The organism is Pseudarthrobacter phenanthrenivorans Sphe3 (assembly GCF_000189535.1).
In the GTDB taxonomy this organism is placed as follows: domain Bacteria; phylum Actinomycetota; class Actinomycetes; order Actinomycetales; family Micrococcaceae; genus Arthrobacter; species Arthrobacter phenanthrenivorans.
The window spans coordinates 3,624,703-3,639,404 of sequence record NC_015145.1 but is presented as its reverse complement, the minus strand read 5'-3'; the positions used below and the strand labels follow the sequence as shown (position 1 = coordinate 3,639,404).

Here is a 14,702-nt window from a genome sequence, read left to right as displayed (position 1 = left end):
ACCAACGCTACGAAACAGACCTGAACCAATACCAAGGAGCTGCTGAATATGTCCCGCGCACGGATCACCCTCGACCGCGACTTCACCATCGGCGAAGTACCCCGCCGCCTCTTTGGCTCCTTCGTGGAGCACATGGGCCGCTGCGTCTACACCGGCATTTACGAGCCGGGCCACCCTGAAGCGGATGAAAACGGCTTCCGCCAGGACGTCCTCAAGCTCGTCAGGGAACTCGGCGCCACCGTCATCCGCTATCCCGGAGGCAACTTCGTCTCCGGCTACAACTGGGAGGACGGCATCGGCCCGCGGGAGGACCGGCCCCGCCGGCTGGACGGCGCCTGGCACACCGTGGAGACCAACGCGTTCGGCCTGCACGAGTTTGTTGACTGGTCCCGCCAGGCTGGAACGGAAATCATGGAAGCCATAAACCTGGGCACCAGGGGAGTGGACGCCGCCCGGGAGATCGTGGAATACGCCAACCATCCCGGCGGCAGCTACTGGTCCGACCTCCGCGCCAAGAACGGCCACAAGGACCCGTTCAACATCAAGCTCTGGTGCCTGGGCAACGAGATGGACGGGCCGTGGCAGATTGGTCACAAGACCGCCGAGGAATACGGACGCCTGGCGCAGGAAGCCGCCAAGGCCATGCGCTTCGTGGATCCGGACATCGAGCTGGTGGCCTGCGGAAGCTCCAACTCGGGCATGCCCACCTTCGGCGCGTGGGAGCAGACTGTCCTGACGCACGCCTACGACGAGGTGGACTACGTCTCCCTACACGCCTACTACCAGGAGCACGACGGCGATGCCGGCAGCTTCCTGGCCAGCGCCGTGGACACCGACTACTTCATAGAGTCAGTCATCTCCACTGCCGACGCTGTCCGGGCGAAGGGAAAGCATAAGAAGCACATCAACCTGTCCTTCGACGAGTGGAACGTCTGGTATCAGCGCGGCCGGGACACTGAGGACCAGTTGCGCAACGTCGTCAAGGCAGGCTGGCGCGAGCACCCACGGCTCATCGAGGACAAGTACAACGTCACCGATGCCGTGGTGGTGGGGACCCTGCTGAACTCGTTGCTCCGGCACGGGGACCGCGTGAAGATCGCCAACCAGGCGCAGCTGGTAAACGTCATCGCCCCGATCTTCAGCGAGGAAAACGGGCCGGCCTGGCGCCAAACGATCTTCCACCCGTTTGCCCGCATGGCTGAGCTGGCCAAGGGCCAGATCCTGCGCCTGTCCGTTGACTCGGACAAGTACGACAACGCCCGCTACGGCGGCACCGACCTTGTGGATGTCAGTGCAACATGGAACGAGGAAACGGGCCGCGTGGCGCTCTTCCTGGCCAACCGCGGCCTTGAGGAAGCGGCGGACATCGACGTCTCACTGCGCGGTTTTGATGCCCGCCAGGTGGTCCGGGCGGAGGTCCTGGAAATTCCCGAAGGCGGGGACCGCTTCACCGCCAATACCCAAGACCGTCCGGGCCAGGTGGGGCTCAAGCCGCTGGAAGGAGCGAAGGCGAGCGGCTCCGAGCTCCGGGCAACGCTTCCGGCGCTGTCCTGGGCCGTCATTGAGCTGGACGTAACCAAGAACTGAAGCTTCCACCGCCGCCGCGGGGAGCGGCACCAAACGCAAGCGGACGACGGCGGGGGTCCCGCCGTCGTCCGCTTGCGTTGAGGAGGTCCCGCTTTAGGCGAGCCTGCTAGCTCTCGATTGTCACGCCGCGCCAAAAGGCGATGCGGTCCTCGATCTGCCGGGCGCGCGGCTTGGGCTCGGGGTAGAACCAGGCGGCATCCACGTTGAGCTTTCCGTCCACTTCCAGCGTGTGGTAGCTGGCCCTGCCCTTCCACGGGCAGACTGAATACATGTCGCTGTCCCTGAGGTAGCCGGCGTTGACGGCGTCGCGCGGGAAGTAGTGGTTGCCCTCCACCACCACGGTGTCCGTGGATTCGGCGATGACTTTTCCGTTCCAGATAGCCCTGACCATGTGGTTCCGTTCTGTTGGGCGCCGGCTGGCGGCGGCATGCTCGTAGGTATGTCAACGGCGCCAACGCAGGGCTTGTTCCCTAAACGGAAGCGGACGACGGCGGGAGCCTCCCGCCGTCGTTCGCTTTGTTTTGCGGTCCACTAACCGTCCGGTCGCTGCGGCTCCGGATTGGCTGGCTGATCAGCACCAGGCAAGGCTTATCGCATGAAAAGCGCAGGATTTCCGTAGGAATCTACATCCTGAACCAAAGGCCGTTTTCGTTGCGAAATCCGCGCTTACAGTTGTCTTAAAAAGCAGACTGTCCGGCTCCATGCGAAGCTTACCCTGGCAAGGCTCCAGAAGGTCCGGATCATCTGCTACGCCCGGCCGGTAACGCGGCAGGGAAATTGTCAACCAGCTCCGCTCTTCGCTCCTGATCCTTATGTTGGCCGTCACGCGAAGAGCTCTGAACGGAAAGCGAATGCATGAAGAAGCTTTTGCGCCATGCCCTTTTTGCTATTAGCGCCGTTTGTGCTGGATCAATGGCTCTCTTCCTGACCCCCGCTGTGGCTCATGCTGACCTTAGTCTTTCCCCCGCGTCTCCCTCGTACTCGCCTCCTCTGCCTCAAGGAGAGAGCCGATACATCGTTAAGTACGGCAACAACGTGAACGCGGAAGTGGAGTCCAAGTCCCTGGAACAAAACGGGATAGAAGTAAAAGCGACGCTTTCCCATGCAATGAAGGCTTCAGTAGTTGTAGCGACACCTAAGGAAATGGAGTCGCTGAAAGAATCGGCAGATGTAGCGTCCGTGGAACTCGACAGCCGTGGTTCGATAGCCGGTTCCACTTCCATCTGGGGGCTAGACCGGGTGGATCAACGATCCGGACGGGACGGGCAGTACAGCTTCGATTCTGAAGGGGCCGGCGTGAATGTCTACGTCGTTGATACCGGACTGCTCATGTCCCATTCAGAGTTTTCCGGCCGGGTCCCTGCGAGCTGGAACGCAATCAATGACGGCCATGGAGTTAATGACTGCAACGGTCACGGAACCCACGTCGCCGGAACGGCCGCCGGAACAACATACGGCGTTGCCAAGAAAGCGAACATCATTCCTGTCCGAACCCTTGAGTGCGACGGGAGCGGCTGGTCGTCCACCGTCATGGCGGGTATTGACTGGGCAATATCGCACCATGTCGCCGGTCAACCGGCCGTCATGAACCTAAGCGTCGGCGGTTTTACCAATGCCTCCTTTGACACGGCGGTTCAAAGCGCCATAAACGACGGGATAACAGTAATAGCGGCAGCAGGAAACTCCGGCCAGGATGCCTGCCTTACCTCCCCCGCCAAAGTTCCATCTGCCATTACCGTCGCAGCAACAAACGTCAATGATGCCCAAGCGTCATGGTCCAACTACGGTTCCTGCGTTGATATCCAGGCACCCGGGGTGTCCGTCAGGTCAGCGTGGAATAGCTCTCCTACCGGTGACAACACCTTGGATGGCACCTCAATGGCTGCTCCGCACGTTTCCGGTGCAGCTGCAATCCTGCTTTCCCGTAATCGTTCGCTGTCTCCGGCAGAACTTCATCAGACCATGATCAATAACGCCACGATCGGTGCGGTCAGCGCCAATAAGGGTGCGACTCCTAACAGGTTGCTGTTTGTACCCCCTCCCACTCCTCCTCTTCCCTCCTGCTCGAACCTGCAACTTGGTGATGCATGGGCCGGAGTGGGCACGCATTGTGGGTTGCAGGGAACGGCAACTTCTGTTCCGTCAACCGTTGAAGCCACGGTAGCTGCCAATGAATCACCTGCCACCGCCGTAACCGCCGTTGAAGCTCCTGTTTCTGCTTCCGCTGTCACTCCCGGTGCGGATGATGCGTCGGTTCCCGTGCGGGCTGATGCCCGCTCGCTTCAGCCCGAATCCAGTTCTGCCCAATACTCACCGGACGCCCGCACAGCGGACGGGGAAGTGCCTGTGGTTGAGCCGGAAGCGATTCCACCGGTGGCTGTCGCGGCCGATGTCACTGTGGACGCCGAAACTGCACCTTCAGAAACACCGCTGCCAGCAGCGCTGGCGGCCTCTGCTCCATCACCCTTGAGTGCTTCCGCGACAGCCCCTGTCGGCGTTACAGCAGAAGCCGCATCGGAGGGCAAGGCCGGCACTGAGGCGAACAACGCTGCTTGGACAACCGCGGCCGGATTACTGCTCTGTGGCTTGGCTTTTGCACATGCAGTCAGGAGATTGAGTCCGTCGCGGCGGCTGGCGATGCAACCCCGCGGTGCTACCGCGGACTCTTGTCGATGACGCAAAACCGGTTGCCGTCGGGGTCGGCGAGGACCACAAAGTCAGGGTCTTCCGGGTACAGCTCCCAGTCGACGCGCTGGGCGCCGAGCGAAACCAGCCGTTCCACCTCGGCGTCCTGATCGTCCGCGTACAGGTCCAGGTGGACCCGGGGGTGCTCCTGGATCGGCGTCTCGCTCAGCATGAGGGCCAACTGCGCTCCAGGGCCGGAAGCCGGCACAAGGATCACCCAGGTTTCGTCGCCGGGCTCCTGCGGGACGTAACCGAGGGCGGCGTGCCAAAAAGCGGTTGCGCGGGCGACGTCGTTGACGCCGAGGACTGTGCTGCCGATGGTCAACATCCGCCCAGCCTAAACCCGGTGGGCTGGGCCTGTCTTGCACGGGAAGGATGCCGCCGCCGTGCCTGTGGGGACACAATTTTGCATCCAGCCCCGCGATCCGGTAAGGTGTGAGCCGTGTCACCGACCAGTGGCACACGCTTATGATCTGCGGCGGGAGAGTCCTGCCGGTACGTTCTGCAGGCGCCGTAGGAGCAAATCCTCCCCAGGAATCTCTCAGGCCCACGTACCGCCGCGGCAAGGCAACTCTGGAAAGCAGTCCGGGCAACCGGGCTCACCGACGGTGCAAGTGGCGTCCCGCTGAACAGCAGGGCACTACAAAACTCTCAGGTCCCATACAGAGCGGGGAGGAACCCGAATCAAAGTGGCACCCTACGCCACCTGAATTATGGAGTTCCTCTCATGACGGTTCACTCGTCCCCAACCACCTTCGCAGACCGCCATATCGGCGCGCGCCGCCAGTCCGACATCGACACCATGCTCAAGGCCGTCGGCTACGACACCCTTGACGGCCTCGTGGACAGCGCCGTACCGGACTCAATCCGCCAGGACAAGCCCCTCACCCTCGAGAGCGCCCTCAGCGAAGTCCAGGTCCTCGCCGAGCTCCGCAAGCTCGCCGGCAAGAACAAGATGGCCGTGCAGATGATCGGGCAGGGCTACTACGACACCGTTACCCCGCCGGTGATCCGCCGGAACATCTTCGAAGCCCCCGCCTGGTACACCGCGTACACGCCCTACCAGCCGGAAATTTCCCAGGGCCGGCTTGAGGCGCTGCTCAACTTCCAGACCATGGTCCAGGACCTCACCGCGCTTCCCGTGGCCAACGCGTCCCTGCTGGACGAAGCCACCGCCGTCGCCGAAGCCGTGCTCCTGATGCGTCGTGCCAACAAGTCCAAAACCGCGAAGGACGGCAAGACCGTCCTGGACGCCGACCTGCTCCCGCAGACCATCGCCATCGTGCTGGGCCGCGCCGAGGCCCTCGGCTTCGAGGTGGAAATTGCCGACCTCACGGCCGGCCTGCCCGACGGCGACATCAACGGCCTCGTCCTGCAGCAGCCCGGCGTTTCCGGCCGCGTCTGGGACCAGTCCGCCGTCATCGCCGAGGCCAAGGACCGCGGTGCCCTGGTCACCGTCGCCGCCGACCTCCTGGCCCTCACCCTCATCACCCCGCCGGGCGAGCAGGGCGCGGACATCGCCGTCGGCTCCACCCAGCGCTTCGGCGTCCCGCTGTTCTTCGGCGGCCCGCACGCTGCCTACATGGCCGTCCGCCAGGGCATGGAGCGCACCCTCCCCGGCCGCATCGTCGGCGTGTCCAAGGACGACGCCGGTGTCCCCGCCTACCGCCTGGCCCTCCAGACCCGCGAGCAGCACATCCGCCGCGAGAAGGCCACGTCCAACATCTGCACCGCGCAGGCCCTGCTGGCCATCGTCTCCTCCTTCTACGCCGTCTACCACGGCCCGGACGGCCTCAAGGCGATCGCCGAAACCGTCCACAACAACGCCCGAGCCCTCGCCAGCACGCTGAAGGTGGCCGGCCGCGAACTGGTCTCCGACAGCTTCTTCGACACGCTCACCGTGCGCGTGCCTGGCAAGGCTGCAAAGGTGATCACCGCCGCCGAAGCCCGCGGCATCAACCTGCGCCTCGTCGACGCGGACACAGTTGGCGTGTCCGTCGATGAAACCACGACGCCGGAGGTCCTCTCCGCGGTGGCGGTCGCCTTCGGCGCCGGTCCGGTTGCGTCCGGCGAGGGCTTTGAGCTGCCCGAGTCCGTGCTGCGCACCTCCTCCTACCTGCAGCACCCGGTGTTCAACACGCACCGCTCCGAGACCCAGCTGCTCCGCTACATCCGCCGCCTCTCCGACCGGGACCTGGCACTGGACCGCACCATGATCCCGCTGGGCTCGTGCACCATGAAGCTGAATGCGACCGCCGAGATGGAGGCCATCTCCTGGCCCGAGTTCGCCTCCATCCACCCGTTCGCCCCGGATTCCCAGACCACCGGCTGGCGTGAACTCATTGCCGGGCTCGAAGCAGACCTCGCCGAAATCACCGGATACGACCAGGTGTCCATCCAGCCCAACGCCGGCTCACAGGGCGAACTCGCGGGCCTGCTGGCCATCCGCGGCTACCACCACTCCCGCGGCGAGGCACAGCGCAACGTCTGCCTCATCCCGGCCTCGGCCCACGGCACCAACGCCGCCTCCGCCGTCCTCGCGGGGATGAAGGTTGTGGTGGTTGCCACCGCTGCCGACGGCACGATCGACCACGCGGACCTGGAGGCCAAGATCGAGGCCCACAAGGACGTCCTCTCGGCCATCATGATCACCTACCCGTCCACCCACGGCGTCTACGACTCGGACGTCCGCGAAGTGTGCGACGCCATCCACGCCGCAGGCGGCCAGGTCTACGTTGACGGCGCCAACCTCAACGCGTTGGTCGGGCTGGCACAGCCGGGCAAGTTCGGCGGCGACGTCTCGCACCTGAACCTGCACAAGACCTTCTGCATCCCGCACGGCGGTGGGGGACCCGGCGTCGGGCCCGTCGCTGCCAAGGCGCACCTGGCACCGTTCATGCCGGGCGATGCCAACAAGGCTGCCCACGAAGCCGGCCACGGCGTTGCGATCTCCGCGTCCCGCTTCGGCTCCGCCGGTGTGCTGCCGATTTCCTGGGCCTACGTGAAGCTGATGGGCGGCCAGGGCCTGACCGAGGCCACCAAGTCCGCGCTGCTGGCGGCCAATTACGTGGCTGCACGGCTGGACGAGCACTTCCCCGTGCTGTACACCGGCGAGACCGGCCTGGTGGCACACGAGTGCATCCTGGACCTGCGCGAGCTCACCGCCCGCACCGGTGTTACCGCCGAGGACGTGGCCAAGCGCCTTATCGACTTCGGCTTCCACGCCCCCACCCTGTCCTTCCCGGTGGCCGGCACCCTGATGGTGGAGCCCACCGAATCCGAGGACCTTGCGGAGATCGACCGCTTCATCGAAGCGATGATCACCATCCGCAAGGAAATCGACCAGGTGGCTGCGGGCGATTTCACTGTGGAGAAGTCCCCGCTGCGCAACGCACCCCACACAGCGGCCGCCGTCGTCTCTTCTGATTGGGACCGGACCTACCCGCGCGAGCAGGCCGCCTTCCCCGTGGCCTCGCTCCGCCAGGATAAGTACTTCCCGCCGGTAGGCCGTATCGATGGCGCCGCAGGGGACCGCAACCTGGTGTGCTCCTGCCCTCCGCTTTCCGAATTTGAGAACTAAGGACTTTCCGATGACCGAGAACTACACCGCGCTCTACGAGCAGCACAAGATTGCCGGCGCCTCCTTCACCGACTTCGGCGGCTGGCAGATGCCCCTGAAGTACAGCTCCGAGCTTGCCGAGCACCACGCCGTCCGCAACGCCGCCGGCCTGTTCGACCTCTCCCACATGGGCGAAGTCTGGGTCACCGGCCCCGACGCCGGCGCCTTCCTGGACTACGCCCTGGCGGGCAAGCTGTCCGCCGTGGCCGTGGGCAAGGCCAAGTACTCGCTGATCTGCCAGGAAGACGGCGGCATCATCGACGACCTGATCTCCTACCGCCGTAGCGAAGACAAGTACCTGGTGGTCCCCAACGCCGGCAATGCCGCCGTTGTTGCAGCGGCGTTGGCTGAGCGTGCCGCCAACTTCGATGTCCGGGTCCAGGATGCCTCCGCCGAGACCTCCCTCATCGCCGTGCAGGGCCCTAACGCCGAGGCCGTCCTGCTGACCCTGGTTCCGGCCGAACAGCATCCACTGGTGACCGAGCTGAAGTACTACGCCGCGGTTGAGGTGGAGATCAACGGCCAGGAACTGCTGCTGGCCCGCACCGGCTACACCGGCGAGGACGGCTTTGAGATCTACATCCCCAACGAGGACGCCGCCGGACTGTGGGAGGCACTCCTCGAAGCCGGTTCCGGTCACGGGCTCATCCCCGCCGGCCTTGCCTGCCGCGACTCGCTCCGCCTCGAAGCCGGCATGCCGCTCTACGGAAACGAACTCTCCCGTGAAGGCAACCCCTTTGCCGCTGGCCTCGGCCCGGTTGTCTCGCTCAAGAAGGAGTCGGACTTCATGGGCAAGGCGGCACTGGCGGAGCTCAAGGAGCTTGGTGCCGGTTCCACCTCCGGCCGCAAGCTCGTGGGCCTCAAGGGACTGGGCCGCCGCGCCGGCCGCAGCCACTACCCGGTGCTCAAGGACGGCAACGTCGTGGGTGAGGTGACCTCCGGCCAGCCAAGCCCCACCCTCGGTTACCCGATCGCACTGGCCTATGTCGACGTCGAACACTCCGAACCCGGCACCGCCTTGGACATCGACCTCCGCGGCAAGGCCGAACCCTTCGAAGTAGTGGCCCTCCCGTTCTACAAGCGCCAGAAGTAACGCTCTCTCACTTGATGCGCGTTTTCTCCAGACGCTCTCTCACTTGATGCGCCTTTTGGGCTGACGCTCTCTCACTTTTCACACACGAACCTAAGGAATTACACATGGCAAAAGTTGTTGCTGAACTCAAGTACTCCGCCGAGCACGAATGGGTTGCTGCTGACGGATCCGGCCCCGCCAACATCGGCATCTCCGCCGTCGCTGCCGAAGCCCTGGGCGACATCGTCTACGTGGACCTGCCCGAGGTCGGTTCCACGGTGACCGCGGGGGAGACCTGCGGCGAGGTGGAGTCCACCAAGTCCGTCTCCGACCTCTACGCTCCCGTCACCGGCGAAGTAGTGGAAATCAATGACGAAGTGGTCTCCGATCCCGCCCTGATCAACAACGATCCCTACGGCGCGGGCTGGCTCTTCAAAGTGGCCGTGACCGAAGAAGGCCCGCTGATGTCCGCTGAAGAGTACGCCTCAGCCAACGGCGGCGAACTGTGACCGCCCCGGCAGACGTGACCGCCTTCGAACAGGTGGTGTCGCCGTCGCTGGACGCCAACCTCGCCGCGCTGGACCCGGAGATCGCCGCGAAGATCGACGACGAACTCACCCGCCAGCGTGACGGCCTGGAGATGATCGCCTCCGAGAACCACACCGCCGTCGCCGTGATGCAGGCGCAGGGCTCGGTGCTGACCAACAAGTACGCCGAAGGCTACCCGGGCAAGCGCTACTACGGTGGCTGCGAGCACGTGGACGTCATCGAACAGCTCGCCATCGACAGGATCAAGGCCCTCTTCGGCGCCGGGTTCGCCAACGTCCAGCCGCACTCCGGCGCTCAGGCGAACGCCTCGGTGATGCATGCGCTGATCAAGCCGGGCGACACCATCATGGGCCTGAACCTGGCCCACGGCGGCCACCTCACGCACGGCATGAAGATCAACTTCTCCGGCAAGCTCTACAACGTGGTCCCTTACGGCGTCCGCGAGGACACGCACACGGTGGACATGGCCGAGGTGGAGCGCCTGGCCCAGGAGACGAAGCCGGCGCTGATCGTGGCCGGCTGGTCCGCCTACGCCCGGCAGCTGGACTTCGCCGAGTTCCGCCGCATCGCCGACTCCGTGGGCGCCTACCTGATGGTGGACATGGCGCACTTCGCCGGCCTGGTGGCCGCGGGGCTGCACCCGTCGCCGGTCCCGCACGCGCATGTCACCACGTCCACCACGCACAAGACCCTCGCCGGTCCGCGCGGCGGCATCATCCTGACCAACGACGCCGACATCGCCAAGAAGATCAACTCGGCTGTGTTCCCCGGCCAGCAGGGCGGCCCGCTGGAGCACGTCATCGCGGGCAAGGCCGTGGCGTTCAAGATCGCCGCGTCCGAGGAGTTCCGCGAGCGGCAGGAGCGCGTCCTGGCCGGCGCCCGGATCCTGGCCGAGCGCCTGGTCCAGCCGGACGTCACCGCCAAGGGCATCAGCGTTGTCTCCGGCGGCACCGACGTGCACCTGGTCCTCGTCGATCTGCGCAACTGCGAGCTCGACGGGCAGCAGGCCGAGGACCGGCTCGCGGCCATCGACATCACCGTCAACCGCAACGCCGTCCCCTTCGACCCGCGCCCGCCGATGGTCACCTCGGGTTTGCGGATTGGCACGCCGGCGCTCGCCACGCGCGGGTTTGGTGAGGCTGCCTTCCGCGAGGTTGCGGACATCATCGCCGAGGCATTGACGGCCGACGCCGATGCGGACCTTTCCGGGCTGCGTCACCGCGTCGAGGGACTTGCCAAAGCACACCCGCTGTACCCGGGCGTCGCACCTCTGTCCTGATCGTCTGGCCACCCTTTGGCCCGGTGGGGCCGCGCTATCTCACCTTCTCCGTCCAGTTAGGAACACACCATGGCAGTCGGCGTTTTTGATCTGTTTTCGATCGGGATTGGGCCTTCTTCTTCTCATACTGTGGGGCCGATGCGGGCTGCTGCTGTTTTTGCGGAGGAGTTGAAGGCTTCCGGCGTGCTGGCTGGGGTGGCGTCGTTGCGGGTGGATCTTTATGGTTCGTTGGCGGCGACGGGTCATGGGCATGGGACGATGACGGCGGTCCTGCTGGGGCTGGAGGGGTTCCATCCGGAGCTGATCCTGCCGGAGGAGGTGGAGGAGCGGTTGGCCTCGATCGCGGAGACCGGGATGCTGCAGTTGGGCGGTGCGATGGCGTTGCCGTATGGGGTGAAGGATATGGTGTTGCGGCCGTTGACGGTCCTGCCGCGGCATACGAACGGGATGACGTTTACGGTGTCCGACGCTGGCGGCGACGTTCTGCACACGGCGACGTTTTTCTCGGTGGGTGGCGGGTTCATTGTCCGGGAGGGTGAAGAGGACGCGGCGCTGCAGGAGCTGGAGGAGTCCAAGAAGGAGCTCCCGTTGCCGTTCCGGACTGCCGCGGAACTGCTGGAGCACTGCCGGGTGACGGGTTTGGGGATCAGCGACGTGATGCGGGTCAACGAGGAGGACAGCCGGAGCCCTGAGGAGATCCGGGCGGGCCTGCTGCATATTTACTCCGTCATGGAGGGCTGCGTGGCCACGTCCTTGAAGCGTGAGGGGGTGCTGCCGGGCGGGTTGAAGGTCCGCCGCCGTGCCCCTGACTGGTATGACCGGTTGCGGAAGGAAAGCGCACGCCCCGGCGGCGCCGGAAGCGACGCCGGTGCCGGCTCGGGGGAGTTCCATGACCCGAAGTATTGGCAGGAGTGGGTTAACTTGATTGCCCTGGCGGTGAATGAGGAGAACGCCTCGGGCGGCCGGGTGGTCACGGCGCCGACGAACGGTGCGGCCGGGATCATCCCGGCGGTGCTGTACTACGCGCTGCATTTCGCACCTGGGATGGAGAACGCCACCCAGCAGGACCGGGACGATGTGGTGGTGAAGTTCCTGCTCGCCGCCGGTGCCGTCGGGGTGCTGTACAAGGAGCAGGCGTCCATTTCCGGGGCGGAGGTGGGCTGCCAGGGCGAGGTGGGCTCGGCGTCGTCGATGGCCGCCGCGGGTCTGGCGGAGGTGATGGGCGGGACTCCGGCGCAGGTGGAGAACGCGGCGGAGATCGCGATGGAGCACAACCTGGGTTTGACGTGTGATCCGATCGGCGGGCTGGTCCAGGTGCCGTGCATCGAGCGGAACGCCATTGCCGCGGCGAAGGCGATCAACGCGGCGAAGATGGCCCTCTGGGGCGACGGCTCACACCGGGTCTCCCTGGACGAGGTCATTGTGACAATGCGTGAAACCGGCAAGGACATGAGCTCCAAATACAAGGAAACGGCCATGGGCGGCCTCGCCGTCAACGTCGTCGAATGCTGAAAGAAGAAAACCACATGACATTGGCACCTGAAGGCCGGAAGCTGTTGCGCGTTGAGCAGCGTAATGCTGCTGTTCCTGTGGAGCGGAAGCCGGAGTGGATCAAGGCCAAGGTCCAGATGGGTCCGGAGTTCGTGGGCTTGAAGAACCTGGTCAAGAAGGAGGGCCTGCACACGGTGTGCGAGGAGGCCGGTTGTCCCAACATTTTCGAGTGCTGGGAGGACAAGGAGGCCACGTTCCTGATCGGCGGGTCCGAGTGCACGCGGCGGTGTGATTTCTGCCAGATCGATACCGGCAAGCCGTCCCCGGTGGACATGTTTGAACCGACCAAGGTGGCCCGCTCGGTGCAGTCCATGCAGCTGCGCTATGCCACGGTCACCGGCGTGGCCCGCGACGACCTCGCCGATGAGGGCGTGTGGCTGTATGCCGAGACGGTCCGGAAGATCCACGAGCTGAACCCGGGCACCGGGGTTGAGCTGCTGATCCCGGACTTCTCCGGCAAACCCGAACACATCAAGGCGATCTGTGATTCCAGGCCGGAGGTGTTCGCGCACAACGTGGAGACCGTGCCACGGATCTTCAAGCGGATCCGGCCCGCGTTCCGCTACGAGCGGTCACTGGATGTGATCACGCAGGGCCGGGACCTGGGCATGGTGACCAAGTCCAACCTGATCCTGGGCATGGGCGAAACCCGGGAAGAAATCAGCGAGGCCCTGAAGGACCTGCATGAGGCCGGGTGTGACCTGATCACCATCACCCAGTACCTCCGCCCCAGTGAGCGGCACCTGCCGGTGGACCGGTGGGTTAAGCCCCAGGAATTCGTGGACCTGCAGCACGAGGCCGAGGAGATCGGCTTCCTCGGCGTCATGTCCGGGCCCCTGGTCCGTTCCTCCTACCGGGCCGGCCGGCTCTGGGCCACCGCCATGCGCAAGAAGGGCCGGGACATCCCCGCCGAACTCGCCCACATCGCCGACGGCATCCAGGACTCCGGCACCACCCGCCAGGAAGCCAGCACCGTGCTCGCCGCCTCTGCCTGATCCGGAATAGCCCGGACCAGATAATAGACAGGACCAATGATGTTCCCCGTCAGAATTGAAATCATCCCTTCCGAGGGAATCGTTGAGCAGGTCCAGGCCAGGGTGCCCCGGACCACCACGCTCAGCGTCACGTGCCTGCCGCACCACGGCATCGAGCGGACCATGCGCACCGCCATTGAGTTGAGCGACGACGGCTACACGGTGGTCCCGCACCTCGCCGCGCGGAGCATCCGCAGCCGCGCCGAACTCACCGGGATTGTCCGCGCCTGCGATGCCGCGGGCATCCGCGAGGTCTTCGTCATCGGCGGCGACCGGAAACAGGCCGCTGGCAACTACGACTCCGCCCTTCCGGTACTGGAAGACATCGCCCAGTACACTGGCGGGCTGATGCTGGCCGGTGTGGCGGGCTACCCGGAAGGCCACCCCGCCGTCAGCCCTTTGGACCTGCTGGACGGCCTGCTGGCCAAGCAGCATCTGGCCAGCCACGTGGTCACCCAAATGTGCTTCGACGCCGGAAAAATCCATGACTACGCGGCACTCTTGCGCCGTGAAGGTGTGGACCTGCCCGTCTGGGCCGGCGTGGCGGGGTCCGTCCCGCGGACCAAGCTGGTGGCACTTGCCACGCAGATCGGCGTCGGAAGTTCCCTGAAATTCCTTAGCCGCAAGGGCCCTTTGGTCCGCAATCTCCTCGGTGGTGACCGCTATTCCCCGGACAGCCTGATCACCGGGCTGGAGACACAGCCGGGGAGTATCACCGGCATCCACCTGTACAGCTTCAACAACGTCGGTGCGGTTCCCACCCTGCTGGGCAACCGCACTGTCGTACTGCGGTAGGCGGCATGAATAATCCGGGCAACGCACACAGCTGGCGGAAGGTCTCGTGGAACGCCCTGCCCTTGGGCCAGCCTGTGCGGCTTTCACGCGACGGGCAGCACATCGGGTGCGGCGTGGTGGACGGCAGCACGCCGGACGGTACCGTCCTTTGGGTGATGATGGATGGCTGGCCGGAGCGCCGGATGTTCCACCGGGAGGACTTCGTCAAGGTGGAAGTCAAGGGCTAGCTGCTGTTGACCACTCCCGCGCAACCGGCAACGATGAGGTATGACTGACGCAGCTGAAACCGATGCCCCTTTCGACGACGACACCATGGAGGAGGTCGACGGCGTGGAGACGGCGGAAAGCATCGCCGAGGAGGTCCGCGACGAGATCCGGCTGGGCCACGTCCAGGACGACGTCAGCCACGTGCTCGAGGAACGCTTCGATGAAGCGGGCATCGAGCTGCGGCCCGAAGCAGTGGACGACCTCGCCGAGGAAATCGAAAAGGACGTCTCAAGCTAGGGTTCCGCGGCCAGAGGCGTGCGGGCC

General features: G+C 65.0%; 13 protein-coding genes and 2 riboswitches. Of the genes, 11 read left to right on the top strand and 2 right to left on the bottom strand.

The genetic code is table 11. The features are described 5' to 3' along the window. Positions 1–48: 48 nt before the first annotated feature. Complete coding sequence (gene arfA / locus ASPHE3_RS16950; protein ID WP_013602422.1) at positions 49–1,587, top strand: arabinosylfuranosidase ArfA; 1,539 nt, start codon at positions 49–51, stop codon at positions 1,585–1,587. A gap of 106 nt (positions 1,588–1,693) precedes the next feature. Here the strand turns inward: arfA and ASPHE3_RS16945 are convergent, their stop codons facing one another. Then, positions 1,694–1,978 carry a DUF427 domain-containing protein gene (locus ASPHE3_RS16945; RefSeq protein ID WP_013602421.1) on the bottom strand — a complete coding sequence of 95 codons (285 nt, stop codon included), beginning with the start codon at positions 1,976–1,978 and terminating at the stop codon, positions 1,694–1,696. Between the two features lie 644 nt (positions 1,979–2,622). Between ASPHE3_RS16945 and ASPHE3_RS21605 the strand changes: the two genes are divergently transcribed. Next, positions 2,623–4,263: a S8 family peptidase gene (locus ASPHE3_RS21605; RefSeq protein ID WP_167536989.1), complete on the top strand. Its 1,641-nt coding sequence runs from the start codon at positions 2,623–2,625 to the stop codon at positions 4,261–4,263. On the opposite strand, the gene ASPHE3_RS16940 is transcribed toward ASPHE3_RS21605, so the two are convergent. Next, complete coding sequence (locus tag ASPHE3_RS16940; RefSeq protein WP_013602419.1) at positions 4,241–4,600, bottom strand: VOC family protein; 360 nt, start codon at positions 4,598–4,600, stop codon at positions 4,241–4,243. The genes ASPHE3_RS21605 and ASPHE3_RS16940 overlap by 23 nt on opposite strands. Before the next feature lie 141 nt (positions 4,601–4,741). Beyond that, a riboswitch (glycine riboswitch) is annotated at positions 4,742–4,839 on the top strand. A gap of 1 nt (position 4,840) precedes the next feature. Further along, positions 4,841–4,948, top strand: a riboswitch (glycine riboswitch). A 51-nt stretch (positions 4,949–4,999) separates the two neighbouring features. Here ASPHE3_RS16940 and gcvP point away from each other — a divergent pair. The 9 genes from gcvP (at position 5,000) to ASPHE3_RS16895 (ending at position 14,675) form a co-directional block, all read left to right on the top strand. Beyond that, entirely contained in the window at positions 5,000–7,852 is a 2,853-nt protein-coding gene (gene gcvP / locus ASPHE3_RS16935; RefSeq protein ID WP_013602418.1) for an aminomethyl-transferring glycine dehydrogenase, read from the top strand. A gap of 10 nt (positions 7,853–7,862) precedes the next feature. After that, the gene (gcvT, locus tag ASPHE3_RS16930; RefSeq protein WP_013602417.1) at positions 7,863–8,984 is read left to right on the top strand and encodes a glycine cleavage system aminomethyltransferase GcvT; all 1,122 of its coding nucleotides are present in this window, start codon (positions 7,863–7,865) and stop codon (positions 8,982–8,984) included. Between the two features lie 104 nt (positions 8,985–9,088). Beyond that, on the top strand, positions 9,089–9,472 hold the full coding sequence (gene gcvH / locus ASPHE3_RS16925) for a glycine cleavage system protein GcvH (protein ID WP_013602416.1): 384 nt from the start codon (positions 9,089–9,091) through the stop codon (positions 9,470–9,472). Continuing rightward, complete coding sequence (glyA, locus tag ASPHE3_RS16920; protein WP_013602415.1) at positions 9,469–10,791, top strand: serine hydroxymethyltransferase; 1,323 nt, start codon at positions 9,469–9,471, stop codon at positions 10,789–10,791. The genes gcvH and glyA overlap by 4 nt, the downstream gene beginning before the upstream one ends. A gap of 69 nt (positions 10,792–10,860) precedes the next feature. Further along, a complete protein-coding gene (locus ASPHE3_RS16915; protein WP_013602414.1) occupies positions 10,861–12,303 on the top strand; it encodes an L-serine ammonia-lyase in 1,443 nt (480 codons plus the stop codon). A gap of 14 nt (positions 12,304–12,317) precedes the next feature. Then, positions 12,318–13,337: a lipoyl synthase gene (gene lipA, locus ASPHE3_RS16910; RefSeq protein ID WP_013602413.1), complete on the top strand. Its 1,020-nt coding sequence runs from the start codon at positions 12,318–12,320 to the stop codon at positions 13,335–13,337. Between the two features lie 36 nt (positions 13,338–13,373). Continuing rightward, positions 13,374–14,171: a methylenetetrahydrofolate reductase gene (locus ASPHE3_RS16905; RefSeq protein WP_013602412.1), complete on the top strand. Its 798-nt coding sequence runs from the start codon at positions 13,374–13,376 to the stop codon at positions 14,169–14,171. A 5-nt stretch (positions 14,172–14,176) separates the two neighbouring features. Then, on the top strand, positions 14,177–14,398 hold the full coding sequence (locus tag ASPHE3_RS16900; RefSeq protein ID WP_013602411.1) for a hypothetical protein: 222 nt from the start codon (positions 14,177–14,179) through the stop codon (positions 14,396–14,398). 40 nt (positions 14,399–14,438) lie between these two features. Further along, positions 14,439–14,675 carry a hypothetical protein gene (locus ASPHE3_RS16895; protein ID WP_013602410.1) on the top strand — a complete coding sequence of 79 codons (237 nt, stop codon included), beginning with the start codon at positions 14,439–14,441 and terminating at the stop codon, positions 14,673–14,675. The last annotated feature ends 27 nt before the right edge of the window (positions 14,676–14,702 follow it).